Raw genomic sequence first — 25872 nt, 5'->3', positions numbered from 1 at the left:
TCACGCCTGCCAACACCGACGGCCCGTGCGCTCATTCCTGGAACCGGTAACCCATGCCCGCCTCGGTGAGCAGATGCTTGGGCTGGGACGGGTCGTGTTCGAGCTTGCGGCGCAGCTGAGCGAGGTAGACGCGCAGATAGTGGGTCTCGGTCGCGTAGGACGGACCCCACACTTCGCGCAGCAGCTCACGCCGTCCGACGAGCTTGCCGCGGTGGCGCACCAGCATCTCGAGCATGCCCCATTCGGTAGGGGTCAGGTGGATGTTCACGCCGTTCTTGGTGACCTTCTTGGCGGCGAGGTCGACGGTGAAGGACGAAGTCACCACGACCGGATCGCCGGATTCGCCGTCGGTGGCCCCGCGTCGGACGGCCGCGCGCAGGCGGGCGAGCAGCTCGTCCATGCCGAACGGTTTGGTGACGTAGTCGTCGGCGCCTGCGTCGAGCGCCTCCACTTTGTCGGCCGAATCGGTGCGGGCCGACAGCACGATCACCGGCGCCGAGGTCCACCCACGCAGCCCCGCCAGTACGTCGATGCCGTCCATATCGGGGAGCCCGAGGTCGAGGATCACCACATCCGGATGCCGGTCCGCCGCCACCCGGAGCGCCGCGGCGCCGTTTCCGGCGGTGAACACCTCATACCCGCGCACCGACAGGTTGATGCGCAAGGCGCGCACGATCTGCGGTTCGTCGTCGACCACCAGCACCTTGGTGGCGATCGCGTCGGGCTTGTTCTCGGTCATCACGCCTTCCCGGTTCTGTGGTCCCTGCCATCTCCCGCGGGCAGCTCGACCAGCATGGTCAATCCTCCACCCGGCGTGGGTTCGGCGTGCACGGTCCCGCCCATCGCCTCGACGAAACCACGCACGACCGACAGCCCGAGACCGACCCCGGTGGTGTTGTCGCGGTCACCGAGCCGCTGGAACGGCTCGAACAGCTGCTCCTCGGCGCCGGCCGGAATACCCGGCCCGATGTCGACCACCGCGATGGCGACCTTGTCCGCGTCGCGTTCGGCGGTGATCCTGATCGGGGTGGCGGGGGTGGAATGGCGCAACGCGTTGTCGATGAGGTTGGCCATCACCCGTTCGAGCAGACCACCGTCGGCACGGACCGACAGGGAATCCACCGCGACCTCCACGCGGTCCATCGCCGCACGGCGCAGGCCACGCGCCCCCATCCCGACACCGACCAACGCGCGGTGCACCACCTCGTCCAGATAGACCTGCCGCAGTTGTGGTGACACCACACCGACGGCCAGTCGCGACGAATCCAGCAGATTGCCCACCAGCGCGGTGAGCTGGTCCACCGATTCCTCGACCGTCTCCAGGAGTTCGGCGGTGTCCTCGGGTGAGAATTCGACGTCATCGCTGCGCAGGCTCGATACCGCCGCCTTCGCCCCGGCCAACGGGGTGCGCAGATCATGGCTGACCGCCGACAGCAATGCCCGCCGCAGCCGGTCGGCCTCCAGCAGCGCGGCCGCGGCGCCCGCTTCCTCGGCCAACCGCGCCTGCCGTACCAGGCCGACGGCCTGGTTCGCGACGGCCGTCAGCACCGGACGATCACCCGCGGCCAGCGGCCGCCCCGATAGCAGCAGCCGGTGCACGGTATCGCCGGCTTCGACCGTGGTGTCGGCCTCCGCCGGACGACTCGGCGGCTCGGCACCGACGGCCGCGAGGACGGTCTCCCCCGCCACCAGCGCCACCGCGCGCATACCGTAGGTCTCCCTGACCTGTTCGAGTAGCCTCGGCAGGTCCGCACCGTGCAGCACTGCCCCGGCGAACACGGTCAGCAGCTCCGCCTGCCGCGACGCCTTGCGCGCCTGTCTACTTCGCGCGGTCGCCCGGTCCACCAGGGCGGCCATCGCGACCGCGACGATGAGCAGCACGACGATGGTGATGATGCTGTCGGGCTCGGCGACGGTGAGGCTGTAGCGGGGTTCGGCGAAAAACCAGTTCAGCAGCACACCTGACAGCAGCGCCGATATCGCGGCCGGCAGCACGCCGCCGAGCAGCGATACCAGCACCACCGCGACGAAGAACATCGCGCTGAGGCCGCCCAATTCGAGTGGGCCATCGAGGAACCAGGCCCCGATCGCACACACCAGCGCCGGCACCGCCACCGCGGCCACCCACGCCCACACCGGTCGGCGCAGTGCGAGCCAATGCCGTCGCAGTCCCCGATTGGCTTCCTCATGGGTGACCATGTGCACGTCGATCTTGCCGGACTGCTGCACCACCGAGGATCCGATACCCTCGTCGAACATCCGCGCCCAGCGCGAGCGCCGCGAGGTGCCGAGTACCAGCTGGGTGGCATTGACCTCGCGGGCGAATTCCAGCAGCGCCGCGGGCACGTCCTCGCCGGTCACGGTGTGCAGTGAGGCATCGAGGCTGGCCGCGAGCTCGCGCAGCCGCGCCAGCCGGGCGGTGGAGACACCGGCAAGGCCGTCGCCGCGCACCACATGCACCACAACGAGATCCGCGCTGGATTTCGTCGCGATACGGCTCGCGCGGCGCACGATCGTCTCCGATTCCGGCCCACCGGTCACCGCGACCACGACCCGTTCACGCGCCTCCCACAGCTCGGTGATCCGGTGGTCGGCACGGTATTTGGCGAGCGCGGCGTCGACCTGGTCGGCCAACCACAGCAAGGCAAGTTCACGCAGCGCCGTGAGGTTACCTGGGCGGAAGTAATTGCGCAGTGCGGCGTCGACCTTTTCGGCGGAATAGACGTTGCCGTGGGACATCCTGCGCCGCAGCGCTTCCGGGGTGATGTCGACGAGTTCGATTTGTTCGGCGCCACGGACCACGGCATCAGGGACGGTTTCGCGTTGCTGGATGCCGGTGATCTGCTCGACCACATCGTTGAGGCTTTCCAGATGCTGCACGTTAACAGTGGAGATCACGTCGATACCGGCGTCGAGCAGTTCGGTGATGTCCTGCCAGCGTTTCTCGTTCTTGCTGCCGGGGGTGTTGGTGTGGGCGAGTTCGTCGACCAGCACGACGGCGGGGCTACGCCGCAGCACCGCGTCCACGTCGAGTTCGGGCATCGCGGTGCCCCGGTATTCGATGATCTTCGGCGGAATCTTCTCCAGGCCGTCCAGCAGTGCGGCGGTCTTGGCGCGTCCATGGGTCTCCACCACCGCGGCCACCACATCCCGGCCGCGTTCCAGCCGCCGGTGAGCCTCGCCGAGCATGGCATAGGTCTTGCCGACTCCCGGCGCGGCGCCGAGGTAGATCCGCAGGTGCCCGCGCTTCACTCGTCCATCATCGCGCGCGTCGTGGCCGATGCCCGGTAGGGGTGCACGCGCACCACGCGCGAGCGCTGCCGCTCCTGCCGCATGCCGATCATGCGGATGGCAAGCGCGCAACAGACAAAGCTGAGAATGACCGCAACGGTCACAGCCGACACAACGAGCTCCTTCCACCACCTGTGCACCGGTCACGTGGGGATTCCGATCGGCCGGTGTCCCACTTTTTACCGCTGGTTTCGGGCGTGGGCCTCGTCTTTACGGACTCCTTACGGCCTTTCCGTTCTCTTTGACAGCTTCCTTCCGGGTGACCAGATGAGGTGTCAACGAAACGCTAATGCCGTGCCCGGCGCCGCCAAGAAGTCGTAAGGAGGCGACTCGAGGGCTCGATTCGGCGCTTGACTCGATCTCCGGCGCGCTTCATGTCCGAAGCGCGAAGGAGGTCTGGAAAGTCATGTCTGTCGTGCTGTACACCGTGCTGACGATCGCGTTGTTCGCGGTGCTCGGCCTGATCCAGCGGGGGGTGGAGCGGCTGTGATCGCCAATTTCGTCGGCCTGGTGCTCGCTGTCGCGGTGGCCGGGTTCATGGTGGCCGCGTTGCTGTTCCCGGAGAGGTTCTAGTGAGTACCACTACCGCGGGGATCATCTTCGTCGTCTCCCTGATCGTGGCCCTGGCCGTGGTACACGTCCCGCTGGGCGACTATATGTACCGGGTCTACAACGGCACCCGCCATTCCCGGGTCGAGCGCGTGCTCTACCGCCTTGTCGGTGTGCAGCCCGAGGTGGAGCAGACCTGGCCGGTGTACGCGCGCAGCGTGCTCGCGTTCTCCGCGGTCGGCATCCTGTTCCTGTTCGGCTTCCAGCTGATCCAGAGCGTGCTGCCCTGGCATCTGACCGACCCAGGCACCGAGATGACCGCTCCGCTGGCCTGGAACACGGCGGTCAGCTTCGTCACCAACACCAACTGGCAGAACTACTCCGGTGAATCCACCCAGGGTCATCTGGTGCAGATGGCCGGGCTCGCGGTGCAGAACTTCGTCTCCGCTGCCGTGGGCATGGCGGTGGCGGTCGCCCTGGTGCGCGGATTCGCCCGCAGACGCACCGGGGATCTGGGCAACTTCTGGGTCGATCTGGTGCGCGGGACCCTCCGCATCCTGCTGCCCATCGCGTTCGTCGCGGCGATCGTGCTGATCGCGGGTGGTGCGATCCAGAATTTCCACCTGCACGACCAGGTCGCGCAGACCCTCAACGGCACCGAGCAGACAATCCCCGGCGGCCCGGTGGCGAGCCAGGAAGTCATCAAGGAACTCGGCACCAACGGCGGCGGTTTCTACAATGTCAACTCCGCGCACCCCTTCGAAAACCCGGCGACCTGGACCAACTGGCTGGAGATCTTCCTGATCCTGCTGATCAGCTTCTCGCTACCGCGGACCTTCGGCCGCATGGTCGGCAGCCGCAAGCAGGGCTACGCGATCGCGGCGGTCATGGGCACGATCGCATTGGCGAGCGTGACGCTCACCAACCTGTTCCAGCTCCAGCACCACGGCACCGTCCCGACCTCGATCGGCGCATCGATGGAGGGCGTGGAACAGCGCTTCGGCGTGGCGAATTCGGCCACCTTCGCGGCCTCGACCACGCTGACCTCGACCGGTGCGGTGAACTCGTTCCACGATTCCTACACCAGTCTCGGTGGACTGATGACGATGTTCAACATGCAGCTGGGCGAGGTCGCGCCCGGTGGTGTGGGCGCGGGCCTGTACGGCATGCTCATCCTCGCGGTGATCACCGTCTTCGTCGCCGGGCTGATGGTCGGGCGAACACCCGAGTATCTCGGCAAGAAGATCACACCACGCGAAATCAAGCTCGCGGCGGCATATTTCCTGGTCAGCCCGCTGATCGTCTTGGTGGGCACCGCGATCGCGATGGCGATGCCCGGCCAACGGGCGAGCATGCTGAACTCCGGCCCGCACGGCTTCTCGGAAGTGCTGTACGCGTTCACCTCCGCCGCCAACAACAACGGCTCCGCCTTCGCCGGCCTCACCGGCAATACCGACTGGTACAACACCGCGCTCGGTCTGGCCATGCTGTTCGGCCGCTTCCTGCCGATCATCCTGGTGCTCGCGCTCGCCGGTTCGCTGGCCCGCCAAGGCACCACCCCCGCGTCGATCGGCACGCTGCCGACACACCGGCCGCAGTTCGTCGGCATGGTCGTCGGGGTGACGGTGATCCTGGTCGCGCTCACCTTCCTGCCCGCGCTCGCGCTCGGGCCGCTCGCCGAAGGAATCCACTGATGACGACGTCTGTCACCGAAACGCCCCGTTCCTCGGACTCATCGACCGCACCGCGCTCGGTGCCGCGCGGAGTCCTCGATCCGGCGATGCTGGTGTCCTCGATTCCCGACGCTCTGCGCAAACTCGATCCGCGCACCCTGTGGCGCAATCCGGTCATGCTGATCGTCGAGATCGGCGCGGTCTGGTCGACCGTGCTCGCGCTCGCGGACCCCAGCTTCTTCGGCTGGGCGATCGTGGTGTGGTTGTGGTTGACCGTCCTGTTCGCCAATCTCGCCGAGGCCGTGGCCGAGGGGCGCGGCAAGGCGCAGGCCGACACATTGCGTAAGGCCAAGACCGATACCGTGGCCCGCCGGCTGCCCGGTTGGGCGCCCGGTGCGCGGGTCACCGAAGAGCGGGTCGGCGCACCGGAGCTGCGCCGCGGTGATCACGTCGTGGTCGAGGCAGGCGAGGTGATCCCCGGTGACGGCGACGTCGTCGAAGGCATCGCCTCGGTCGACGAATCGGCCATCACCGGCGAATCGGCACCCGTCATCCGGGAATCCGGCGGCGACCGTTCGGCGGTCACCGGCGGCACCACCGTGCTGTCAGATCGGATCGTCGTCGAGATCACCCAGGAACCTGGTGCGAGCTTCATCGACAAGATGATCGCGCTGGTCGAGGGCGCGAGCAGGCAGAAGACGCCGAACGAGATCGCACTCAACATCCTGCTCGCCGCCCTGACGATCATCTTCGTCTTCGCGGTGGTCACATTGCAGCCGATGGCGATCTTCGCCAAGTCGAACAACCCTGGCGTGCCAGACAGTTCGGCACTGGATGCGCACGGCGTCACCGGGATCGTGCTGGTGTCACTGCTGGTATGCCTGATTCCGACGACCATCGGCGCGCTGTTGTCGGCCATCGGTATCGCGGGAATGGACCGGCTGGTGCAGCGCAATGTGCTGGCCATGTCCGGGCGGGCGGTCGAGGCGGCGGGTGATGTGAACACGCTGCTGCTCGATAAGACCGGCACCATCACCCTCGGTAACCGGCAGGCCTCGGAGTTCGTTCCGGTACCCGGCATCTCCGCCGAAGCACTGGCCGATGCGGCGCAGCTGTCCAGCCTGGCCGACGAAACGCCCGAGGGGCGTTCCATCGTCGTCTACGCGAAACAGGCCTACGGCAAGCGGGAGCGGACGCCTGGTGAGCTGACCGATGCCACCTGGGTGGAGTTCACCGCGCAGACGCGCATGTCGGGTGTGGACCTGGCCGACGGGCGCGGCCTGCGCAAGGGCGCCGCGTCGGCGGTCACCGAATGGGTGCGGGCGCAGGGCGGTTCGGTGCCGCCGGAGCTCGGTGCGATCGTGGACGGTATCTCCGCCTCCGGTGGAACGCCGCTGGTGGTGGGCGAGATCGTCGATGGACGGACCAGGCTGCTCGGCGTGGTCCATCTGAAGGACGTCGTCAAGCACGGCATGCGGGAACGCTTCGACGAGATGCGCCGGATGGGTATCCGCACCGTGATGATCACCGGCGACAACCCGTTGACGGCCAAGGCCATCGCGGACGAAGCGGGCGTGGACGATTTCCTCGCCGAAGCCACCCCCGAGGACAAGCTGGCCCTGATCAAGAAGGAGCAGGACGGCGGCAGGCTCGTCGCGATGACCGGCGACGGCACCAATGACGCACCGGCGCTGGCGCAGGCCGACGTGGGTGTCGCCATGAACACCGGTACCTCGGCGGCCAAGGAAGCCGGCAATATGGTCGATCTGGATTCGGATCCGACCAAGCTGATCGAGATCGTCGAGATCGGCAAACAGCTGCTCATCACCCGCGGTGCGTTGACGACGTTCTCGATCTCCAATGACATCGCCAAGTACTTCGCGATCATCCCCGCGCTGTTCGTCTCGCTGTTCCCCGGCCTGGACGCGCTGAACATCATGCGCCTGGCCAGCCCGCAGTCGGCGATCCTGTCAGCTGTGATCTTCAACGCCCTGGTGATCGTCGCGTTGATTCCGCTGGCGTTGCGCGGGGTGAAGTACCGCCCCAGCGATGCCTCGTCACTGCTGAGCCGCAACCTGCTGGTGTACGGCCTCGGCGGGATCATCACGCCGTTCCTCGGCATCAAGCTCATCGACCTCGTGGTCCAACTCTTCCCCGGGATGTCCTGATATGTCTGTGTTCTCGATGCGGAAAACGACGTGGATCCGCCAGCACCTGGCGGCGCTGCGAGCCTTGCTCGTGCTGACCGCCATCACCGGGATCGCCTACCCCCTCGCCGTCTTCGTGGCCGGCCAGTTCCCTGGATTGAACGATAGGGCCGACGGCTCGCTGCTTTCCGTCGACGGAAAGGTCGTCGGCAGCAGCCTCATCGGCCAATCGTTCACCGACGCCGACGGCAACGCGCTACCGCAGTACTTCCAGAGCCGTCCATCGGCTGCCGGCGACGGCTACGACCCCATGTCCACCTCTGCGAGCAACCTCGGTCCCGAGGACATCGTGGACACCGAGGCCCGCACCAGCTTGCTCACCACCGTCTGCGCCCGCAGCAAGGAGATCGGCGACCGTGAGAGGGTCGACGGTTCTCGCCCATTCTGCACGGAAGGCGGTGTCGGCGCGGTGCTCTCGGTGATCGGCCCACGCAATGCCGACGGGGAGGTGAGTGCGCCCGTCCGTGTGGTCAGCGTCAACGAACTGTGCCCTGCCGATCCGTTCATCGCCACCTACCTCGGTGTCAGCGTGGAATGTGCCGAACCCGGCGCCGACTACTCCATCGGCCGCATCGTCCCCCTCCGTGGCGACGCCCCCGATGATCCTGCGGTCCCGGCCGACGCCGTCACCGCCAGCGGTAGCGGCCTCGACCCGCACATCTCGCCCGCCTACGCGGACATCCAGATCGCCCGGATAGCCGCCACCCGCCACCTCACCGAGCCCCAGGTCCGCGACCTGATCGACGCGCACACCGAAGGCCGAACCCTTGGCTTCCTCGGCGAACCCCGCGTCAACATCGTCGAACTCAACCTTGCCCTTGACCGCGACCACCCGTTCCAGGCGTGAGCCCGGGTGGCTCGGTCGCATATCCCCGACCGAGCCACCCACACTCACGCACAGGTCAGCTCGGACTCGTCGATTACGACCTCGCCTCTCTGGCCGGGAAGGATGAACGGAAGCAGGGTGCCGGCTTCGGCGAGGACTGCCTGCTCCGTCTCCGGCGTGAACGGATACCACGGCAGGATGCGGATCGTGGTCGCGTCGAGAGCCCAGCGCCCGTGTGCGAAGCCGTCTACCAGGTATGTGGGGATGCCCGCCGACGCTTCTTTGGCGGTGCGCAGACGATCGGTTTCGGCGATGATGCGGCGGCGGTCCTTGTGACCGAGGAGGGCATTGTCGAAGGCGGGGAGGAAGCGGACCGGCGCCGGGAGATCCGCCGGAGCGAGTGGGGCGTCGGGGAGGTCGTAGAGTTCGCGACCGTCCTCGTCGCGGAAAACACGTAGTTCCGGGCGGAGACGGGTCAGCACGGCGGCCAGACGGGTGGTGCCCGACCAGGCTTGGATGTCGGCGACGGTGGCGGGGCCGAACGCTGCCAAATAGCGCAGGACGAGTGTGTCGGGGTCGGGGTCGGAGAGCGGGCCTCCGATCCATTCGTCGGCCAGACCGACGGTGACGTAGCGGTTGCGCCAGCGGCCCCACGCACCGGTATCGGCGCCGTGCGCCAGCGGAACCAAGACCTCAACGGTGTCGGCGAGTCGGCGGGTGTGCCGGTCCGGGAAGTGCTCGGCGAGTAGTTTGCCCAGTTCACCGCGTGCCATCGTGCGGCCGGTGAGCAGGCTCCTGCCATACGCGGCGAGTTCGGTGAGGTCGACACCTTCGATCTCGTCGCGGTAGTACGCCGCCTTCAGCAACGATTCCACCCACGGTTGCACGGTGGGACGCAGCCAGCGGTAGTCCTCGGCGGCGGCCAGGTGCATGGTGCGGCGGATCATGGTGGAACGCACCAGCTTCCGCTCCCGCAGCAGCACGGCGAGATCGTCGTGCCGGAACCCGGACAGTCGCGCCCACAGCCCGACATACGGCCAATTCGGTTCCTGCCCCTGCACCGCCACCAGATGCCGGATCAACTCCAGTGGGGTGTCGTCGACGCGTTCGGCCAGTCGCTGCCGCATCAGCAGCGTCCGATTCAACTCACGTAACGACAACTCTCGCATGAGCGTCGATTATGGCCGACACCACCGACAGATCTCGGCCGCCGAGCTCACGGGAACGGGCGGCACATGGACGGATACGCCAGGTCCCGGCACGGCATGTTCCCCGCCGCCCGGATGACATCCTCACCGCCGGCCTCGGTCAGGAAACGCAGGAAGCTGGCGCCGAGCGATTCGGGAGCGAAATCGCCGTAGCTGTAGGCGTACTCGATTCCCCAGAACGGGTAGATGCGGTTGGCGGCCGCTTCTCGGGTGGCCTGCCGACCGTTGATGGTCACCGTCGCCACCTGGGTGGACTCCGCGGCGTCGGCATGCTCGGTATAGCCGACGGCACCGGGCGTCTCGGCCACCGCGGCCAGCATGTCCTTGGTCACCGCCACGTCGCAGCGTCCCGGACCCGGTTCGCGGCGGATCTCCCGGCAAGTGGCGGCGCGGGCGGCGGGCTGCTCGCCATCGAGCAGCCTGGACTCGAAGGTGTGCCGCGTCCCCGACCCCGGATGACGGTTGATCAGGCGCACCGGCAGATCGGCGCCACCGAGCTGGCTCCAGCTCTCCACCCGCCCGGCGTACAGGTCCCGGATCTGTTCGACGGTCAGGTGCCGTACTTGGGTACCGGGGTGCACGATCATGCTGAACAGTGACAGCGCCAGCGGCCGCTCCACCAGGGTCGGATAGTCCAGACCCATCGGCCCGTCGGCTATGGCCAACAGCCCGGAATTCTCGATGCCTTCCGATTCCAGCCGGTTCATCCCCGGCTCGCTGCCCTCGAAGGCGAATTCGAAGGTGGCACCGCGGCAGCTGCGCTTGTAGACGTCGGCGGCCTCGCGGATGACCTGCTCGAAGGCCGTCGACCCGACGACGGTCAGTTTCCCGTCGGCACATCCCAGCGGAGCTTTACCGCGCTCCACCGCCGCGACGATGAACTGAGCGACGATCACCACCACCAGGAACGCGATGAGCGCGATCATGAACAGCGGGATACCGGTCTGGCTGCGGGTTTCGGTGACCCGCCCGCCCTTGATCATGCCCTGCAGTCGCGGCGGCGGATACTCCCCCGTCCCCGTCGAGCGCTGCAGAATGGCGAGGATCTTGTAGTGGTCGGCGCGGTTGAGCGGCACCCGGGGCAGGTCGATGATGCCGACGTTGTCGGTGGATTCCCGCACCGCGATCCCGGAGTCCGGCTCGAGCAGGTCACCGAGGGCGGGATCACTGAGTTCGGTGACGGCCATACCGATGACGCGGCGCTGCGGGAATCGCAGGTGCAGCCCGGCGCGGCCGTTGTCTGGGGTGCCGTAGTCGATGGTATCGAGTGAGGTGGCGCCGCTGTTCTCGATCCGCATCAGGACCACCGACAGGTCCTTCAGATCCGGGCTCGCACCGTCGGCCTGCGGCCGCAGCTGCGGCAGCACACCGGGAAACACCGATTCGATTTCGCCGGTGACAGGCGTATCCATCTGCACCCGGTAGCCGAGTTGTTTACGCCCGACGAAGACGAACTCCCACAGGAAGGCCCCGATCGGCACGGCAATACCGATGAGCGCGAGCACAATCTCCAGCGGAAAGCCGCCCACTGACCTATCCCTCCCCACCACAAATGCGTGGCAACCATTTTCGGCCACACCCGGCCGAATTCCCCAGCATCGACGGAACTGTTCGCGAACAGTTAACCAAACGGCCGCGCGATCAGGCGCCGGATTCCCGCGTCCACGCCAGCAATTCGTCCAACGGTTTGGTGTTGATGACGCGTTCCGGCGGCACTTCGTTGGCGACCGCGCGGGCGCATCCGTAACCCTGCCAATCCAGCTGGCCGGGCGCGTGGGCGTCGGTGTCGACGGCGAATTCGCAGCCGACCTCGATGGCCAGCCGCATCAGCCTGCTCGGCGGGTCCTGCCGTTCTGGCCTGCTGTTGATTTCGACCGCGGTACCGAAACGCCTGCACGCCTCGAACACCAGCTCGGCGTCGAACTCCGATTCCGGCCTGGTACCGCGCCCGCCCATCACGAGCCGCCCGGTGCAGTGCCCCAACACATCCACGAGCGGGTTGGCGACGGCGTAGACCATGCGCTTGGTCATCGTCTCGCGGTCATCGCGCAGCCGCGAATGCACGCTGGCCACAACAATATCCAGTTCGTCGAGCAGGTCCGGATCCTGATCGAGGCTACCGTCGTCGAGAATGTCGACCTCGATACCGGTGAGGATCCGGAACGGGGCGAGTTCGGTATTGAGTTCCGCTACCGCGTCGAGCTGGCGGCGCAACCGTTCGGCGGAGAGTCCGTTGGCCACGGTCAGCCGCGGCGAATGGTCGGTCAGCGCGCAGTATTCGTGCCCGAGCGCAGCGGCAATGCGCATCATCTCCGCGATCGGGCTGCCGCCGTCGGACCAGTTGGAGTGGGTGTGCAGATCGCCGCGCAGCAGCTCACGCAGCGGCCTGCCTTCGATGCCGATCGACTCGGCGGCGGCACGCAGTTCGACCAGATACGGCGGTACGACGCCGGAATACGCCTGCTCGATGACGGCCGCGGTCTTCGGCCCGATGCCCGACAATTCCCGCCAGCTGTTGGCGGCCCTGCGCGCGGCACGCTCCTCATCGGATAGGCCAGCCACGATATCGGCGGCCCGGCGGTAGGCCTGCACCCGATGAGTTTTCGCGCGTTCGCGCTCGAGCCAGAAGCCGATCTCCCGCAGTGCCCGCACCGGTCCCGGCGCAGTGGCCGGGTCCGGTGTCGCGGTCGAATCGTCGTCGGCCACCTTGGCTATCGAATCCTGCCGTATTTCACGAACGCCACCCCGTCCTCGAAGATCTGACTGGTGATGACCCTGAACCGGGTCGGTTCGGGCAGCTTCGGACCATCACCGAACAGGGACCGGCCGCGGCCGAGCACGATCGGATACAGCTTCAGGAAGATCTGGTCGATCTCCGGGAGCAGCACCTGGGCCAGCTCGCCGCCACCGCACAGCCAGATGCCGAGCCCTTTGTCGCGTTTGAGCTCACGCACCTTGGCCAGCGGGTCGGCGGCGATCAGTTCGACGGCCGGATCCGGGCTCTCCGGCAGCGTCGAGGAGACCACGAACTGGCGTAGGTGCGCGTACGGGCTGGAGGTGCCGGTGCGCACCCCGAAATCGTGGGTTTTGCGCCCCATCAGCACGGTGTCGAAGTTGGCGTTGCGCTTATCGATGCCGAGCGCTTCGCGGACCTTGGTCGGCAGCGTTTCCGGGTACTGCGCCGTGATCGCCGGGCCGTGGTCACCACCGACCGGGAAGAAGTCGACCGACCCTTCCTCGGTGGCGATGAACCCGTCGATGGTGGATGCGACGTAGTAGGTGAGCTTGCGCATGTGTCCTTCCTGCACGGCCGGTGTCACAGTCGGGCCGTCTGCAGAAACGGTAGCTCGCTATCGGGTGCCGGGGCGAGCCTTCTTCTGGCATCGCGGGCACGAGTACGAGGAGCGGTTCATGAACTTCTCCCGCACGATCGGTGCCCCGCAGCGTGGACACGGCCGGTCGGCACGGCCATAGACGGCCAGTGAACGCTCGAAATAGCCCGAATCGCCGTTGACGTCGACATACAGCGCATCGAAGGAGGTGCCGCCGGCCGCGAGCGCATCACCCATCACGGCCTCGACCTCGGTGAGCAGTGTCCGCACCGCGGGCCTGGAGAGTCCGGCGGCGGTCCGGCAGCCGTGGATCTTCGCCCGCCACAGCGCCTCGTCGGCGTAGATGTTGCCGACACCGGAAATGACGGTCTGGTCGAGCAGGACGCGTTTGATCTCGGTCCGTTTGGCGCGTATCGCGGCCACCACGGCCTCGGCGTCGAATTTCGAGTCCAGCGGGTCGCGGGCGATGTGGGCGACCGGCTCGGGCACGTGGGTGCCATCCACCTCGACCAGGTCGGCCAACGCCCAGCCACCGAAGGTGCGCTGGTCGACGAACCGCAGCTCGGTGCCGTCGTCGAGGGTCGCGCGGATATGGGCATGCTTCTCCACCGCAGCCTCGGCCGACCGCACCAGCATCTGGCCGCTCATGCCGAGGTGAACGACCAGTGCGAGGTCGGGATCGTCGAAGGTCAGCCACAGGTATTTGCCGCGGCGTTCGGCGTCGGCCACGCGCCGGCCCGACAGCCGGGCGGCCAGGTCGGCGGCACCTTCGAGATGGCGGCGCACCGACCGCGGATGGGTGACGGCCACCGATTCGATGACGTGACCGACCACATGACAGGCAAGACCGCGCCGGACGACCTCGACTTCGGGGAGTTCGGGCACGTCAGGATTCGGCGGTCAACGCCTGATAGGCGGCGCCCGCGGCCTTCTGCTCGGCTTCCTTCTTGGAGCGGCCGACACCCTGACCGTAGGCCCGGCCGGCAATCACCGTGGTGGCGGTGAATTCTTTGTCGTGATCGGGCCCGGTCGAGGTGATCTCGTAGCTGGGCACGCCGAGACCGCGTTCGGCGGTGAGCTCCTGCAGGCTGGTCTTCCAGTCGAGCCCGGCACCCATTCTCGGACCACGCTCGAGCAGCTCGGCGAACAGCCGAAGCACCACCCCGCGTGCGACCTCGATGCCGTGCTCGAGATGCACCGCACCCAGCAGCGACTCCATGCCATCGGCGAGGATGCTCGGCTTGTCCCGGCCGCCGGTGAGTTCTTCACCCTTGCCGAGCAGCAGGTGCGCGCCGAGCCCGCCCTCGCCGAGACCGCGGGCGACCTCGGCGAGCGCGTGCATGTTGACCACGCTGGCGCGCAGCTTCGCGAGCTCACCCTCGGACTTGTCCGGGTGCTCATGGTAGAGCCGTTCGGTGATGCTCAGCCCGAGTACCGAGTCGCCGAGGAATTCCAGGCGCTCGTTGGTCGGGAGCCCACCGTTCTCGTACGCGTACGAGCGGTGGGTGAGTGCGAGCGTCAGCAGCTCCGGCGCCAGCTCGACACCGAGGGCGGCGAGCAGGCTCGCATGGTTACCGGAGGGGCCGAGTTCGTCCTTACCGGCGGTCACGGCTGATCTGATACTCAGACCGCAGAGGTGACCTGGCGGCCCTTGTAGGTGCCGCAGGACGGGCAGGCGATGTGCGGGAGGGTCTTCTCACCGCAGGCCCGGTTCGGGCAGGTGATCAGGGTAGGCGCGGTGGCCTTCCACTGGCTGCGCCGCGACCTGGTGTTGGAACGGGACATCCGGCGCTTGGGAACGGCCACGACTACTTCTCCTCTGTCTGTGTGTCTGCCCGGTCGGCAGTGTCTGCCTGGTCGGCGGAACGGTCTGGGGCGGCGGCACCCTCGTCGGGGCTGCCATCGCCGGGCGAATCGGCGGCGAAATTCGCCAGCCCGGCCCAGCGGGGGTCAAGTATCTCATGGCCATGATCAGAACCCGCAATCGCCATCCGCACTCCGCATTCCGGGCACAGTCCGGCGCAGTCGGGCGTGCACAGCGGCTGCAGCGGAAGCTCCAGGCCGAGCGCGTCCACGATGACGGCTTCGAGGTCGATGAGATCGTCGACCATTCGGTACACCTCGTCCTCGGAGGTGGTCTGCTCGGTGGCGCTGTCCGGGTAGGCGAACAGTTCGGTCAGCGACAGCTCGATCTCGTCGTCGAACGATTCGAGGCAGCGTGAACATTCGCCGGTAAGGGGCGCGGACACCGTTCCGGTGATCAGCACACCTTCGGAGACCGCCTGCAGGCGCAGGTCGAGCTCCATCTCGGCACCTACCGGGATGGCGATCAGGTCGAGTCCGAGACGGTCGGTCGTGGTCACCGTGCGATGCAGTTCGCGCATCGACCCGGCGCCGCGGCCGAGGTTGCGGACGTCCAGGACGAAGCCCGTGTCGGGCACCGGGTGCGAGCCGGTACGCGAGCGCGAGGCAGAACCGGAACCGGCGGGCATCACGAACTCACCTTCACGATCAGGGGGAATGGGCAACCACTCCACAGTACGCGACACGGCAGGCCGGACCCAAGTCGGCCGAGCGGAACTCCCCGCCCCGCGGCGATCGGGTCAGCGCCTACGACCGGGGAAGGACAGCGCTAGCGCCGGTATTCGGAGGCGTAGTCCGGCATGCCCATGCCGGACCGCAACTGCTGACGACCGCGTCCGACGATGCGCAACGTGCCGTTGAGCGTCTCCTCGAAATCAGCGAGCTTGGAGTCGACGTAGTGATCGCACTCCTCGCGCATCCGGTCCGAATCGGCCTGTGCGGTGTCGATCAGCCGGGCCGATTCGGCGTGCGCGGCGCGTACCACCTCGGTCTGCGCCACCAGCCGGTCCTGCTCGGCCTTACCGTCGGCGACCGAGCGATCGTAGGAGGCCTTACCCGCCTCGATCATTCGCTCGGACTCGGCGCGCGCCCGCCCGGTGACGGCCTCGTATTCGGCATTGCCGTCGGCAACCACGCGCGCGGCCTCGGCCTCGGCGGTATCGACCAGACGGTCGGCGTGCGCGGTGGCCTCGGCGACCATGCGGTCGGCGTGCGCCTTGGCGTCGGCAAGGATGCGGTCGGCCTCGGCTCGCGCGGAGTCGATGGTGTCGGCAGCTTGCTCATTGGCTCCGGTCACCGCCGTTTCGGCGGCATTGCGGGCATCGGTGACGATCTTGTCGCGGTGATCGAGGACGTCCTGGGCATCGTCGAGTTCACCCGGTAGGGCATCTCTGACGTCGTCGAGCAGTTCAAGCACATCACCGCGCGGCACGATGCAATTGCGCGTCGGGGGGATCCCGCGCGCCTCTTCGACGATGGCGACCAACTCGTCGAGTGCCTCGAATACGCGATACATGCTCACTTACCCCGCTCTCCTGCAGATCGACGGCGAACTTCCGTCGTCGCCCAGTGTGCCCTTCACCACCGCCCGTGCCGAGTCCTGTTCCGGTGTGTCGTGTGAGTGTCTCGCAGACCACAGAAATCAAGTGGAGTAGGGGCCTCCACTTCGTGCTAGATTCATCCGGAAGCCACAAGATCTTCATAAGCCGACCGCAGGCACCTTCTGCGACCGTGTACTGAGGAAAGGCCGACGAGCAGGACACCTCGACATCGACGTTGACAAGTTTCGCTAGTTCAGTACAGACTGAACATGTTGTACTCGAAACTTTGGAGTCGCGCCGGCAGACGGGAATGCGAGCACCCTCGCAGTTGTCTTACCTGTTGGCTCACGTTCGATCGGAATGACCATGACCGTCCTCGAACTACCGCGACCGGCATTGCCCACCGCGCGCGTTCTCACCCCGCTGGCCGGGCCATACTCGGATATGCGGGAAGTCTCGACTGCGCGATTGGGTCGCGCGCTCGGCTATCTGCGCGGTGATCGGGCGTTCCCCCAGCTGATTCGTTTCGCGCTGGTCGGCGGATTGAGCAATGTGGCCTACGTCCTGCTTTTCCTCGGCATGCTCGGCATCGGACCGCTGGTGGCCAATGTGGTCGGTTCCATCGTCAGCACCGTGATCGCCAACGAACTGCATCGCCAGCTCACCTTCCACGCCGCAGGCCGTGTCGGCTGGTTCACCGCGCAGTGGGAAGGCGGTGGACTGGCGCTGGCAGGGCTCGGTATCTCCACCGCGGGACTGGCCGCGCTCGACCTCTGGGCTCCCGGTCTCGGCGGAACCTTCCAGGCCGCCGCCGTCCTCGCCATCACCGCCGCCGTCGGCGGACTGCGCTTCCTGGCGCTGCGCGGCTTCGTCTTCTGAGCGCCGAGCCCACTGCACATACGCGCCACCATCTACACCCCGAGACGGGCGACGTCGAGGAGGCCCGTTCGCGGCCCGGCCAGGGCCATGAACACGCGGTGCCGCAGGCGCCGCGATCAGACCGAACTCGCCCGTTCGGCGATGCGCTCCAGCAGCCGCTTGTGCACGGCTGGCGGCAGCATGTCGGTGACGTCGCCGCCGAAAGTGGCCACCTCCTTGACCAGCGAGCTGGACAGGTAGCTGAAGGCGGGGTTGGTGGCGACGAAGAAGGTGTCCACACCGGACAGCTTCTTGTTCATCTGCGCCATCTGTAGTTCGTAGCCGAAGTCGCCTGCGTCGCGCAGACCCTTCACGATCGCGGTGATGCCCTGTTCGCGCGCGAAATCCACCAGCAGGCCGTGCCAGGATTCCACCCGGATATTCGGCAGGTGCGCGGTCGCCTCACGCAGCATGTCGATGCGCTCGTCGACGCTGAACATGCCCTGCTTCTTCTTGTTGATCATGACCGTGACGACGACCTCGTCGAACTGGGCCGCCACTCGGTTGAACACGTCGATATGCCCATTGGTCACCGGGTCGAACGAACCCGGGCACAGCGCTCCTGCCATGAGTCAGACGCTAGCAGGCCGATCGCCCGGTTCGGCCGGTGCGCCGTCGAACTCCGCCAGCTCGATCCTGGTCTCGCCGTAGCGACGCGGCTTCTCCCTCAGATATCCGGTGGGCCAGTCGATCTCGGGTGACCGGCTGGACCGCTCCACCACCACCAACGCGCCGGGCGCGAGCCAGCCCTGCCCGGCCAGCGCGGTCAGATCTGCGATGACGGCGGCGGTGTCGAGATCGTAGGGCGGATCGGAGAACACCAGGTCGAACTCGGCAGGCGCCGGCTGGGCCAGCACCGTCGACACGGCGCCGACGCGCAGGTCGGCGCCGGGTAGGCCCAGGTCGGCGATATTGCCCCGCACCACCGCCGCGGCCTTGCGATCGGATTCGACCAGCAGCGCGCGTGCCGCACCGCGCGAGAGTGCCTCCAACCCGAGCGCACCGGACCCGGCGTACAGGTCGACTACCCGGGCGCCGTCCAGATCCAGCCGTGCGTCGATCGCGCTGAACAGGGCCTCACGCACCCGGTCCGAGGTGGGCCGGGTGCCCGCGGGCGGGACGCGCAGGCGTCGCCCGCCCGCCGTCCCTGCGACGATGCGCGTCATTCGGATTCGCGCACGGCCAGCTCGATCAGCAGGTCACCACCCTCTACCTGCTGCACCTTGCCGATCGCGACCCGGCCGACCAGGCCCGCCCGCGGCGCGGTGATGGCGGCCTCCATCTTCATGGCCTCGATGGTGCCGATGGTGTCACCGGCGGCGACAGTGTCTCCCTCGGAGACCGCGAGGGTCACCACACCGGCGAACGGCGCGGCGATATGGCCCGAATTGTTCTTATCGGCCTTTTCGGCGGCCGGGATCTCGCTGGCCACCGAGCGGTCGCGCACCGACACCGGCCGCAGCTGGCCGTTGAGGATGCACATGACCGTTCGCATGCCGCGTTCGTCGGGCTCGGAGATCGCTTCCAGACCGATGAGCAGCGTGACGCCCTTCTCCAGCTGCACCCGGTGTTCCTCGCCGCGACGCAGACCGTAGAAGAACTGGTTGGCCGACAGGCCCGTGGTGTCGCCGTACTTCTCCCGGTGCGCCAAGAATTCGGCGGTGGGTGCGGGGAACAGCAGCCGGTTCAACGTCGCCCGGCGCGCATCCGAGCTTCCGGCCAGCCCGGCCTCGTCTTCGGCGGTGAGCGGAGTTTCCGGCTTGGCGGGTCCGCGCCCGGCCAGCGCCCTGGTGCGGAACGGTTCGGGCCAGCCACCGGCAGGGGTGCCGAGTTCGCCGCGCAGGAATCCGATCACCGAATCCGGGATGTCGAAGCGACCAGGGTCGGAAGCGAAGTCGGCGATGTCTACGCCGGTGCCGACGAGAGCCAGCGCCAAATCGCCGACCACCTTCGACGACGGGGTCACCTTCACCAATCGGCCGAGCAGGCGGTCGGCCGCCGCGTACTTCGCCTCGACCTCCTCGAAGCGATCGCCGAGCCCGAGCGCGATGGCCTGCTGACGCAGGTTCGACAGCTGACCACCGGGGATCTCATGGGTGTAGACGCGTCCGGTCGGCGCGGGCAGCCCGGACTCGAAGGGCGCGTACACCTTGCGTAGCGCCTCCCAATACGGCTCCAGATCGCAGACGTTGCGCAGGTTGAGTCCGGTGTCGTGCGGGCTGTTCGCGGCGGCGGCCACGATTGCCGACAGCGCGGGCTGGCTGGTGGTGCCCGCCATTGCGGCGCTGGCGCCGTCGACGGCGTCCGCGCCTGCCTGCCAGGCCGCCAGGTAGGTCGCGAGCTGACCCCCCGGGGTGTCGTGGGTGTGTACATGCACCGGCAGATCGAAGTTACTGCGCAACGCCGACACCAGGGTGGCCGCGGCCGGTGCGCGCAGCAGGCCGGCCATATCCTTGATCGCCAGCACGTGAGCGCCCGCGTCCACGATCTGCTCGGCCAGCTTGAGGTAGTAGTCGAGGGTGTAGATGTTCTCGTCCGGGTTGGACAGGTCGCCGGTGTAACTCATCGCGACCTCGGCGACCGCCGTACCGGTCTCGCGCACCGCATCGATGGCAGGCCGCATCTGATCGACGTTGTTGAGCGCGTCGAAGATGCGGAAGATATCGATGCCGGTCGTGGTGGCCTCGGCGACGAAGGCCCGGGTCACCTTCTCCGGATACGGCGTGTAGCCGACGGTGTTGCGGCCGCGCAACAGCATCTGCAGACAGATATTGGGCACCGCCTCGCGCAGCGCCGCCAGCCGCTCCCACGGATCCTCGTGCAGGAACCTCAACGCCACATCGTAGGTTGCGCCACCCCATGCCTCGATCGAGAGCAACTCCGGCGTCAGCCGGGCCACATGCCCGGCGACCGCGAGCAGCCCGCCGGTACGCACCCGCGTGGCCAGCAGGGACTGATGTGCGTCACGGAAGGTGGTGTCGGTGACCCCGACCGCGTCCTGTTCGCGCAATGCACGCGCGAAGCCCTCGGGGCCGAGGGTCAGCAGCCGCTGGCGCGAGCCGTCCGGCGGCGGCACCGAGAGGTCGATGGCGGGCAGCTTGTCGTGCGGGTAGACCGCGGTCGGGCGCTCACCGTGCGGCTTGTTGACGGTGACGTCGGCCAGGTATTCGAGGATTTTGGTGCCGCGGTCGGCGGATCGGCGCAGATCCAGCAGCTGCGGGCGTTCGTCGATGAACGACGTGGTGACCTTGCCCGCCCGGAAGTCGGGATCGTCGAGCACCGCGAGCAGGAACGGGATGTTGGTCGTGACGCCGCGGATGCGGAACTCGGCCAGTGCGCGGCGAGCCCGCGCGACCGCCGACGAGAAATCGCGTCCACGGCAGGTGAGCTTCACCAGCATGGAGTCGAAGTAGGCGCCGATCTCGGCACCCAGGTTCGCACCACCGTCGAGGCGGATACCTGCGCCGCCCGGGGTGCGGTAGGCGGTGATCCGGCCGGTGTCGGGACGGAATCCGTTGGCCGGGTCCTCGGTGGTGATCCGGCACTGCATGGCCGCGCCGCGAATGGCGACGGTGTCCTGGCTCAGGCCCAGATCGGTGAGGGATTCACCGGCGGCGATGCGCAGCTGAGATTGCACCAGGTCGACATCGGTGATCTCCTCGGTCACCGTGTGCTCGACCTGGATACGCGGGTTCATCTCGATGAAGACGTGCTTGCCGCGCTCGTCGAGCAGGAACTCCACGGTGCCGGCGCAGCTGTAGCCGATCTGACGGGCGAAGGCCACCGCGTCGGCACAGATCCGTTCGCGGAGTTCAGGATCGAGGTTCGGCGCGGGCGCGAGTTCGATCACCTTCTGGTGCCGCCGCTGCACCGAGCAGTCGCGCTCGAACAGGTGCATGACATTGCCCTGGGTGTCGGCCAGAATCTGCACCTCGATGTGGCGCGGGTTCACCACCGCCTGTTCGAGGAACACCGTCGGGTCGCCGAAGGCCGACTCGGCTTCGCGGGAGGCGGCTTCGATGGATTCACGCAGCTGCGCGGGGGCGGCGACCCGGCGCATACCGCGGCCGCCACCGCCGGCGACGGCTTTGACGAAGACCGGGAAGTCCATCGATTCGGCCGCTGCCAGCAACTCCTCGACGTTTGCCGACGGTTCGCTGGATTTCAGCACCGGAAGTCCGGCCGCCCTGGCCGCGGCGATGGCGCGCGCCTTGTTACCGGCCAGCTCCAGCACCTCGGACGATGGGCCGATGAAGGTGATGCCCTCACGAGCGCAGGCGGCCGCGAGATCAGGGTTCTCCGACAGGAAGCCGTATCCGGGGTAGATGGCGTCCGCGCCGGCCGTTTTGGCCGCCTCGATAATGGCCTCGATGGACAAATACGCCCGGACAGGGTGGCCTTCCTCGCCGATCTGATAGGCCTCGTCCGCCTTCAGTCGGTGGACCGAGTTGCGATCCTCATGTGGGAAGACGGCCACGGTCCCGATGCCGAGTTCGTAGGCCGCGCGGAAGGCGCGGATGGCGATTTCGCCGCGGTTGGCAACCAAGACTTTCGAGAACATGGGCCTAACGTACCTGCACTTGCGGCGAGGGCGAACGCCGAAGTCCCATTCGCAGGGATCTTCACAACCGGCTATGGCATCGTTGCGAAGTTGTGTTCACGGCAGCGTCACATTTCACCGTCCACCACCGCCTGCCGTGCGTCGAATCCGGGGACCGGAGGCGGGCCTACCACCAGTGCAGGGTGCGATAGCGAAGACCCCCGCGTAGCTGACCCACCGCGATTCCGATCAGTAGCCCGCGCTCCTCGCCGGTCAGGCCACCCGACAGGCCGAGCCGCACAATTCGCACCAGCACCTCGAGGAGGTGGTGCTCGGGCAGCCCGTTGCCGGGGAACTCGGCATTGAGCCGGGCCAACCCGATGCCACGCGCTCGGCCCTGCCGGTAGCCGGGCCGGAACCCTCGCCGATACCGATAGGCGACCAGGGCCGCGGGCAGAAAACCCAAGCGGAATCCCTCGCGGTGAGCGCGCCAGCCGAAAGCCAGGTCCTCATTCGCCGTGTAGGTGACATCCATCCCGCCGAGCTTGCGGTATACCGTCGTTCGGCAGGCCATGCTGGTTCCGACGATGACCGGCGCGAACACTCCCACCGGTTGGAACCGCTCCGGCGGCGGCACATCGGCGACGCCGCGCGGATTGTCGGCATTGAGCGAACTGCCCTCGACGGCCGAACAGATCAGGTCGTAGCCCTCGTCGAGAAACGCCAGCATCCGGCGCATCCAGTCGGGGTGCACCCGGTCGTCGTGATCGCAGAACAGCAGCACGTCACCGCTGGCGTGGTCGGCGCCGACATTGCGGGCATGCGCCGCGCCCGCCAGATCCGGAGCCGCCACATACCGCAGGTTCAGCCGCGCCCGCAGCGGATGCGTGGCGAGATGGGCGTCGAGGCCCGGCGCGCTGCGATTGTCGGCGACGACCACGTCGAACTCGCCATCATGATCCTGTTCCGCAAGGGCGGCGAGCTGCTCGTCGAGATGTCCGCGATCGGCGTCGGTGACGATGTGTGCGGGAATGACGACCGAGGTCGTCGGTGGTTTCGGTGCCTGCACGGCCCCTCCTGATCACCATTTGAAATACTGACGTTTAGGTTATGGCAGGGGCGGGTGGCTCACCACTCGAACGGCGCCCCGACTATCGTGGGCTCTGCAGCTGGTTCGCCGGCCGGACGACAAGGAGCCCCGAACGTCCGTCCCGGCGTCGAAGCCCGTCCCTGGCGGGTGAGAGGGAACCCGGTGGAAATCCGGGACTGTCCCGCAGCGGTGAGCAGGAACGACCGCCGTCATCAGCACTGGGCACACCGCCTGGGAAGCGACGGCCAGTAGGTCGGCCGAATCGGCCGGTGCCCGCGAGTCCGAAGACCTGCCCGTTGTGCCGGATACGCCGTATCCGGCGGCCATCGCCTCGTGGATCGGGCGCCGCCACCAGTGTTGACATTCGACCCGGCCGGGTGGCCGGGTTCTTCGGGGTCTCATCGGTGTCCGCGCACCCGAAACGGCGACGGCTGTCGAACTTCAGCAATGGAGAACACCGTGACTGCACTTTCGCCAAGCCCGTTCACCGCAACGGTTCTCGGACTTCCCCGGGTGGGGCCGCGCCGGGAACTCAAACGCGCCACCGAGTCCTACTGGGCCGGACGCATCGGCGCGGACCAACTGCACGACACCGCCCGCGAGCTGCGCCGCTCCCAGTACGCCGAATTGCTCGCCGCCGGACTGGATTCGGTTCCGGTCGGTACTTTCTCCTACTACGACCAGGTGCTCGACACCGCCGTCCTGCTCGGCGCGTTGCCACCGCGGGTGGCCGGGATCGACAACCCCCTTGATCGCTATTTCGCCGCGGCGCGGGGCAACGACTCGGTCGAGCCGCTGGAAATGACCAAGTGGTTCGACACCAACTACCACTACCTGGTCCCCGAAATCGGTGCCGAGACGACGTTCTCGTTGCACCCCGAGGCGTTGCTCGACCAGCTGCGCGAGGCGATCGAGCTCGGAGTGCCCGCGCGTCCGGTCGTCATCGGGCCGATCACCTTCCTGAAGCTGGCCAAGACCAGCGGCGCGGCCGCGCTCGACCGCATCGGCGAACTGATTCCGCTGTACCGGGAACTGCTGGGGCTGCTGGCCGACGCGGGCGCGAGCTGGGTACAGATCGATGAGCCCGCCCTCGTCACCGATCTGACCGAGGACGAGCTGGCCGTGGTGCGCCAGGTGTACACCGAACTGCCGGCGGCCGAGCGCCGCCCGGCGGTGCTGGTCGCCACGTACTTCGGCACACCCGCCGCCGCACTGGCGGCGCTGGCAGGCACGGACGTCGAGGGCGTCGCGGTCGATCTGACCTCGGGCACCGATGTCGCCGAGGTGGCGGCCGTGCCCGCGCTGGCGAACAAGCTGCTCGTTGCCGGTGTGGTCGACGGGCGCAATGTGTGGCGTACCGATCTGGACGCCGCCCTGACCACTCTCGGCACCCTGCTCGGGTCCGCGGGCTCGCTCGCGGTGTCCACCTCGTGCTCGCTGCTGCATGTCCCGTACTCGTTGGCCGTCGAGACCCGGCTGGACGACGCGCTGCGCTCGTGGCTGGCCTTCGGTGCCGAGAAGGTCGGCGAGGTGCGGCTGCTCGCAACGGGTTTGAGTGCGGGCACGGAGGCGATCACCGCCGAGTTGGCCGCCGCGCGTGCGGCTTCGGCGAGTCGCAAGACCGACCCGCGAATCAGCAACGCCCAGGTCCGCGCCCGGCTCGAGGCACTCGGTCCCGATGCCATCCGGCGCGCCCCGGCCGAGCAGCGGCGCACCCTACAGCAGGAACGGCTGCAGTTGCCGCCGCTGCCGACAACCACCATCGGCTCCTACCCGCAGACCTCGGCGATTCGGCTGGCACGCGCGGCATTGCGCTCGGGCGAGATCGACCAGAGCGAGTACGAGCGCCGGATGCGCGATGAGATCGCCGATGTGGTGGCGCTGCAGGAGAAGCTGGAGCTGGACGTGCTTGTGCACGGCGAGCCCGAACGCAACGACATGGTGCAGTACTTCGCCGAGCAGCTCGACGGATTCGCGGCAACCGATCTCGGTTGGGTGCAGTCCTACGGCACCCGGTGCGTGCGCCCGCCGATCCTGTTCGGTGATGTCAGCCGCCCGGCGCCGATGACCGTCGACTGGATCACCTTCGCCCAGTCGCTGACCGATAAGCCGGTCAAGGGCATGCTGACCGGTCCGGTCACCATTCTGGCCTGGTCGTTCGTCCGTGACGACCAGCCGCTGGCGGAGTCGGCCCGGCAGGTGGCGCTGGCCATCCGGGACGAGACGGTGGATCTGCAGCACGCCGGTATCCGGATCGTGCAGGTGGACGAGCCCGCGCTGCGCGAACTGCTGCCGCTGCGGGCCGCCGATCAGCAGGGATATCTGGACTGGTCGGTGCAGGCCTTCCGGCTGGCGACCTCCGGTGTCGCGGACTCCACCCAGATCCACACCCATCTGTGCTATTCGGAGTTCGGTGAGGTGATCGACGCGATCGCGGGCTTGGATGCCGACGTGACCTCGATCGAGGCGGCGCGCTCGCATATGGAGGTCCTCGATGACCTGAATGCCGCCGGTTTCGATCTGGGTGTCGGACCGGGTGTCTACGACATCCACTCACCTCGGGTGCCCGGTGTCGAGGAGATCACCACGGCCCTGCGTGCGGCATTGAAAGCCGTTCCCGCCGAGCGACTGTGGGTCAATCCGGACTGCGGTCTGAAGACCCGCGGCCAGGCCGAGGTGGAGGCTTCGTTGCGCAATATGGTCGCCGCGGCTCGCGCCGTCCGCTGATCGACCCGACCGGATGAACGGAGCTGGGCCGCGCCCTCACATGCGCGGCCCAGCTCCGCATTTCCCACCCATCAACTGCACACCCCTCAACCCTCAGTCTCCCCCGC

22 protein-coding genes and 1 riboswitch are annotated in these 25872 nt (G+C 67.5%); of the genes, 6 read left to right on the top strand and 16 right to left on the bottom strand.

The genetic code is table 11. From position 1 onward, the window contains the following. Positions 1-31: 31 nt before the first annotated feature. Genes GV792_RS06470 through GV792_RS06460 form a run of 3 tightly spaced genes read right to left on the bottom strand, consistent with a single transcriptional unit; the run spans position 32 to position 3404 of the window. Positions 32-739 (bottom strand): response regulator, encoded by a 708-nt coding sequence (locus GV792_RS06470; RefSeq protein ID WP_163822760.1) that lies wholly within the window; start codon positions 737-739, stop codon positions 32-34. Continuing rightward, positions 739-3252: a sensor histidine kinase gene (locus GV792_RS06465; RefSeq protein WP_163822758.1), complete on the bottom strand. Its 2514-nt coding sequence runs from the start codon at positions 3250-3252 to the stop codon at positions 739-741. The genes GV792_RS06470 and GV792_RS06465 overlap by 1 nt, the downstream gene beginning before the upstream one ends. Beyond that, positions 3249-3404, bottom strand: coding sequence for a hypothetical protein (locus tag GV792_RS06460; protein ID WP_163822756.1), 156 nt, complete (start codon positions 3402-3404; stop codon positions 3249-3251). Before GV792_RS06460 ends, GV792_RS06465 begins: the two co-directional genes overlap by 4 nt. A gap of 373 nt (positions 3405-3777) precedes the next feature. Between GV792_RS06460 and GV792_RS30310 the strand changes: the two genes are divergently transcribed. The 4 genes from GV792_RS30310 to GV792_RS06440 are packed head-to-tail and all read left to right on the top strand — an operon-like array spanning position 3778 to position 8567. Then, positions 3778-3864, top strand: a complete 87-nt coding sequence (locus GV792_RS30310; RefSeq protein ID WP_163823154.1) for a potassium-transporting ATPase subunit F — start codon at positions 3778-3780, stop codon at positions 3862-3864. After that, entirely contained in the window at positions 3864-5534 is a 1671-nt protein-coding gene (kdpA, locus tag GV792_RS06450; RefSeq protein WP_163822754.1) for a potassium-transporting ATPase subunit KdpA, read from the top strand. Before GV792_RS30310 ends, kdpA begins: the two co-directional genes overlap by 1 nt. Beyond that, positions 5534-7681, top strand: coding sequence for a potassium-transporting ATPase subunit KdpB (gene kdpB, locus GV792_RS06445; protein ID WP_163822752.1), 2148 nt, complete (start codon positions 5534-5536; stop codon positions 7679-7681). The genes kdpA and kdpB overlap by 1 nt, the downstream gene beginning before the upstream one ends. A 16-nt stretch (positions 7682-7697) precedes the next feature. Beyond that, entirely contained in the window at positions 7698-8567 is an 870-nt protein-coding gene (locus GV792_RS06440) for a potassium-transporting ATPase subunit C (RefSeq protein WP_163823152.1), read from the top strand. A gap of 44 nt (positions 8568-8611) precedes the next feature. Here GV792_RS06440 and GV792_RS06435 read toward each other — a convergent pair whose 3' ends face one another. The 9 genes from GV792_RS06435 to GV792_RS06395 form a co-directional block, all read right to left on the bottom strand. After that, positions 8612-9715: a winged helix DNA-binding domain-containing protein gene (locus tag GV792_RS06435; RefSeq protein WP_163822751.1), complete on the bottom strand. Its 1104-nt coding sequence runs from the start codon at positions 9713-9715 to the stop codon at positions 8612-8614. Between the two features lie 47 nt (positions 9716-9762). After that, a complete protein-coding gene (locus tag GV792_RS06430) occupies positions 9763-11283 on the bottom strand; it encodes a substrate-binding domain-containing protein (protein WP_163822750.1) in 1521 nt (506 codons plus the stop codon). Between the two features lie 112 nt (positions 11284-11395). After that, positions 11396-12460: a PHP domain-containing protein gene (locus GV792_RS06425; protein WP_163822749.1), complete on the bottom strand. Its 1065-nt coding sequence runs from the start codon at positions 12458-12460 to the stop codon at positions 11396-11398. A gap of 5 nt (positions 12461-12465) precedes the next feature. Next, complete coding sequence (locus tag GV792_RS06420; RefSeq protein WP_163822748.1) at positions 12466-13047, bottom strand: dihydrofolate reductase family protein; 582 nt, start codon at positions 13045-13047, stop codon at positions 12466-12468. Between the two features lie 57 nt (positions 13048-13104). Next, the gene (gene mutM, locus GV792_RS06415; protein ID WP_163822747.1) at positions 13105-13971 is read right to left on the bottom strand and encodes a bifunctional DNA-formamidopyrimidine glycosylase/DNA-(apurinic or apyrimidinic site) lyase; all 867 of its coding nucleotides are present in this window, start codon (positions 13969-13971) and stop codon (positions 13105-13107) included. Position 13972: 1 nt separating this feature from the next. Next, complete coding sequence (gene rnc, locus GV792_RS06410; RefSeq protein WP_163822746.1) at positions 13973-14695, bottom strand: ribonuclease III; 723 nt, start codon at positions 14693-14695, stop codon at positions 13973-13975. A 14-nt stretch (positions 14696-14709) separates the two neighbouring features. Next, the gene (gene rpmF / locus GV792_RS06405; RefSeq protein ID WP_109529679.1) at positions 14710-14892 is read right to left on the bottom strand and encodes a 50S ribosomal protein L32; all 183 of its coding nucleotides are present in this window, start codon (positions 14890-14892) and stop codon (positions 14710-14712) included. Between the two features lie 2 nt (positions 14893-14894). After that, the gene (locus tag GV792_RS06400) at positions 14895-15578 is read right to left on the bottom strand and encodes a YceD family protein (protein ID WP_163823150.1); all 684 of its coding nucleotides are present in this window, start codon (positions 15576-15578) and stop codon (positions 14895-14897) included. Positions 15579-15718: 140 nt separating this feature from the next. Further along, positions 15719-16465: a DivIVA domain-containing protein gene (locus GV792_RS06395; RefSeq protein ID WP_163823148.1), complete on the bottom strand. Its 747-nt coding sequence runs from the start codon at positions 16463-16465 to the stop codon at positions 15719-15721. A gap of 391 nt (positions 16466-16856) precedes the next feature. Between GV792_RS06395 and GV792_RS06390 the strand changes: the two genes are divergently transcribed. Further along, a complete protein-coding gene (locus GV792_RS06390) occupies positions 16857-17369 on the top strand; it encodes a GtrA family protein (RefSeq protein WP_175583042.1) in 513 nt (170 codons plus the stop codon). Positions 17370-17485: 116 nt separating this feature from the next. Here GV792_RS06390 and coaD read toward each other — a convergent pair whose 3' ends face one another. The 4 genes from coaD to GV792_RS06370 all read right to left on the bottom strand — a co-directional run bounded on the left by coaD (position 17486) and on the right by GV792_RS06370 (position 23017). After that, positions 17486-17977: a pantetheine-phosphate adenylyltransferase gene (coaD, locus tag GV792_RS06385; protein WP_163822742.1), complete on the bottom strand. Its 492-nt coding sequence runs from the start codon at positions 17975-17977 to the stop codon at positions 17486-17488. Between the two features lie 3 nt (positions 17978-17980). Continuing rightward, positions 17981-18574 (bottom strand): 16S rRNA (guanine(966)-N(2))-methyltransferase RsmD, encoded by a 594-nt coding sequence (rsmD, locus tag GV792_RS06380; protein ID WP_163822740.1) that lies wholly within the window; start codon positions 18572-18574, stop codon positions 17981-17983. Then, positions 18571-21969, bottom strand: coding sequence for a pyruvate carboxylase (locus GV792_RS06375; RefSeq protein WP_163822738.1), 3399 nt, complete (start codon positions 21967-21969; stop codon positions 18571-18573). Before GV792_RS06375 ends, rsmD begins: the two co-directional genes overlap by 4 nt. Before the next feature lie 166 nt (positions 21970-22135). Continuing rightward, positions 22136-23017 carry a glycosyltransferase gene (locus tag GV792_RS06370; RefSeq protein WP_163822736.1) on the bottom strand — a complete coding sequence of 294 codons (882 nt, stop codon included), beginning with the start codon at positions 23015-23017 and terminating at the stop codon, positions 22136-22138. A gap of 148 nt (positions 23018-23165) precedes the next feature. Beyond that, a riboswitch (cobalamin riboswitch) is annotated at positions 23166-23349 on the top strand. Positions 23350-23485: 136 nt separating this feature from the next. On the opposite strand from GV792_RS06370, the gene metE reads away from it, so the two are divergent. After that, positions 23486-25765, top strand: coding sequence for a 5-methyltetrahydropteroyltriglutamate--homocysteine S-methyltransferase (gene metE / locus GV792_RS06365; protein ID WP_163822733.1), 2280 nt, complete (start codon positions 23486-23488; stop codon positions 25763-25765). Positions 25766-25872 lie beyond the last annotated feature (107 nt).

The sequence above is a fragment of the Nocardia cyriacigeorgica genome (assembly GCF_010868145.1).
GTDB classification, from domain to species: domain Bacteria; phylum Actinomycetota; class Actinomycetes; order Mycobacteriales; family Mycobacteriaceae; genus Nocardia; species Nocardia cyriacigeorgica_D.
The sequence above is the reverse complement of the archived record's forward strand: the minus strand, read 5'-3'. Positions and strand labels throughout refer to the sequence as shown.

Coding starts and splice junctions, on each gene's coding strand:
- GV792_RS06390 (WP_175583042.1), top strand. CDS start 16,857: ATGACCGTCCTCGAACTACCGCGACCGGCATTGCCCACCGCGCGCGTT.
- rsmD (WP_163822740.1), bottom strand. CDS start 18,574: ATGACGCGCATCGTCGCAGGGACGGCGGGCGGGCGACGCCTGCGCGTC.
- GV792_RS06395 (WP_163823148.1), bottom strand. CDS start 16,465: ATGTATCGCGTATTCGAGGCACTCGACGAGTTGGTCGCCATCGTCGAA.
- GV792_RS06470 (WP_163822760.1), bottom strand. CDS start 739: ATGACCGAGAACAAGCCCGACGCGATCGCCACCAAGGTGCTGGTGGTC.
- metE (WP_163822733.1), top strand. CDS start 23,486: ATGGAGAACACCGTGACTGCACTTTCGCCAAGCCCGTTCACCGCAACG.
- GV792_RS06440 (WP_163823152.1), top strand. CDS start 7,698: ATGCGGAAAACGACGTGGATCCGCCAGCACCTGGCGGCGCTGCGAGCC.
- GV792_RS06420 (WP_163822748.1), bottom strand. CDS start 13,047: ATGCGCAAGCTCACCTACTACGTCGCATCCACCATCGACGGGTTCATC.
- GV792_RS06400 (WP_163823150.1), bottom strand. CDS start 15,578: ATGCCCGCCGGTTCCGGTTCTGCCTCGCGCTCGCGTACCGGCTCGCAC.
- coaD (WP_163822742.1), bottom strand. CDS start 17,977: ATGGCAGGAGCGCTGTGCCCGGGTTCGTTCGACCCGGTGACCAATGGG.
- GV792_RS06375 (WP_163822738.1), bottom strand. CDS start 21,969: ATGTTCTCGAAAGTCTTGGTTGCCAACCGCGGCGAAATCGCCATCCGC.
- kdpB (WP_163822752.1), top strand. CDS start 5,534: ATGACGACGTCTGTCACCGAAACGCCCCGTTCCTCGGACTCATCGACC.
- GV792_RS06435 (WP_163822751.1), bottom strand. CDS start 9,715: ATGCGAGAGTTGTCGTTACGTGAGTTGAATCGGACGCTGCTGATGCGG.